The following is a 2,084-nucleotide window of genomic DNA, read 5'->3' on the forward strand; positions in this document are numbered from 1 at the left end:
CGGGAGGCCGAGGCCGCCCGGAGCAGGCTCGCCCCGGAGGCCGGGGCGATGGTGCAGGCCGTGTGGTTCGACGCGGGACCCCATGCCCCCGGCAAGCTCCTCCTTGTCGTCCACCACCTGGTGGTGGACGGTGTGTCCTGGCGCATCCTGCTCCCTGACCTGGCCGCCGCCTGGGCAGGAGGGGGCCAAGGCGCCTTGGAGCCGGTGGGTACCTCCTTCCGCCGCTGGGCCCAGCAACTGACCACCCTCGCCCAGCAGCAGAACCAGCTCGACGAACTCGCGCTGTGGACCGGGATGCTGTCCGCGCCCGACCCGCTGCTGACCGGGCGTCCCCTCGACCCGGCACGCGACACCGCCAGCACCGCCCGCAGTCTCACCCTGACGCTGGACCGTGACACGACTCAGGCGTTGCTCACCGCTGTCCCCGCCGCGTTCCACGCGGGTGTCAACGACGTCCTGCTCACCGGCCTCGCCCTCGCCGTCAACCAGTGGCGGCGTGTGAGGGGCGTAGACGCGTCCGACGTCCTGCTCGATCTCGAAGGGCACGGCCGTGAGGATCTGCTGCCCGGGGTGGATCTGTCCCGGACCGTGGGCTGGTTCACCGCCGCCCACCCGGTCCGCCTCGCCCCCGGCACCACTGACAGCCCCGGACACGCGTTGAAGCGAGTGAAGGAGCAGCTGCGCGCGATTCCCGACCACGGCATCGGCTACGGGCTGCTGCGCCACCTCAACCCCGACACCAGCCGTACCCTCGCCGCACTCCCCACCCCGCAGATCGGCTTCAACTACCTCGGCCGATTCACCGCACCCACCAACCAAGACTGGTCAGTGGACGCGGCCACCGACGCCGTGCAGGGCGGTGACGCCGACCTGCCGCTCGCGCACGGGCTTGAGATCACGGCCCGTACGCAGGACGAGCCGGACGGTCCGCTGCTGACGGTGACGTGGCTGTGGCCGGGCGAGCTGCTGTCGCGGGCCGAGGTCGCGGAGCTGGGCGAGGCGTGGTTCGCGGCGCTGAAGTCGCTGGTCGCACACACCGCCGAACCGGGCGCGGGCGGCCGCACCCCCTCCGACCTGCCCCTGGTCGACCTCACCCAGAACGACATCGACCTTCTGGAAACCACCCACCCCCATATCCAAGACGTCCTCCCCCTCACCCCCCTCCAAGAAGGACTGCTGTTCCACGCCCAGTTCGACGACACATCACCCGACGTCTACACCGTCCAGTTCGCGTTCGATCTGGGGGGACCGCTGGACGCGGCCGCGCTGCGGGCCGCCGCGGAGGGTGTCGTGCGCCGGCACGCCGGTCTGCGGGCGGGTTTCTGGCAGGAGGGTCTGGACCGGCCGGTCCAGATCATCCCGGCCGAGGTGACCCTGCCCTGGACCGAGGTGGACCTGTCCGCGCTCGACGCGGCGGCACAGGACGAGCAGGCCGCCGCGATTCTGGCCGAGGACCGCGACCGCCGGTTCGATCTGGCGGCGCCCCCGCTGCTGCGCTTCGCCCTCATCCGGTTCGGCGCCGACCGGCACCGTCTGGTCATGACCAACCACCACATCCTGATCGACGGCTGGTCCATGTCCGTGCTCGTGGCCGAGCTGTTCGCGCTGTACGGACAGCGTGATGGCGGGGCGGGTCTGCCGCGTGTGGCTGATCACCGTGCCTATGCGCAGTGGCTCACTGAGCAGGACCGGGGCGCTGCGGAAGCCGTGTGGCGGGAGGTGTTCGACGGTTTCGACGAGCCGACGCTGCTGTCACCCGCCGAGACGGCGCACACCTCCGTACTTCCTGCCCAGATCATGCGGGAGCTGGCTGCGGATGTGTCGGAGCGTCTGACGGGTGCTGCCCGGCGGGCGGGTGTGACGTTGGGGACGTTGGTGCAGGGTGCCTGGGCGATGGTGCTCGGCGCGCTGACCGGTCGTGACGACGTGGTCTTCGGTACGACCGTCTCCGGCCGTCCGCCGGAGGTGGCGGGCATCGAGGGCACGGTCGGACTGTTCATCAATACCCTCCCCGTTCGCGTACGCCTGAACCCGCACACCACTGTCGGCCACCTGCTGGCCCAGTTGCAGGACCAGCAGTCCGG

General features: G+C 70.9%; 1 protein-coding gene. It reads left to right on the forward strand.

What is annotated here, in order from left to right:
- On the forward strand, positions 1–2,084 hold a 2,084-nt coding region (locus GCN81_RS09120; RefSeq protein ID WP_231626552.1), incomplete at both ends, for a condensation domain-containing protein.

Source organism: Streptomyces apocyni (assembly GCF_009739465.1).
Classification (GTDB): Bacteria; Actinomycetota; Actinomycetes; order Streptomycetales; family Streptomycetaceae; genus Streptomyces; species Streptomyces apocyni.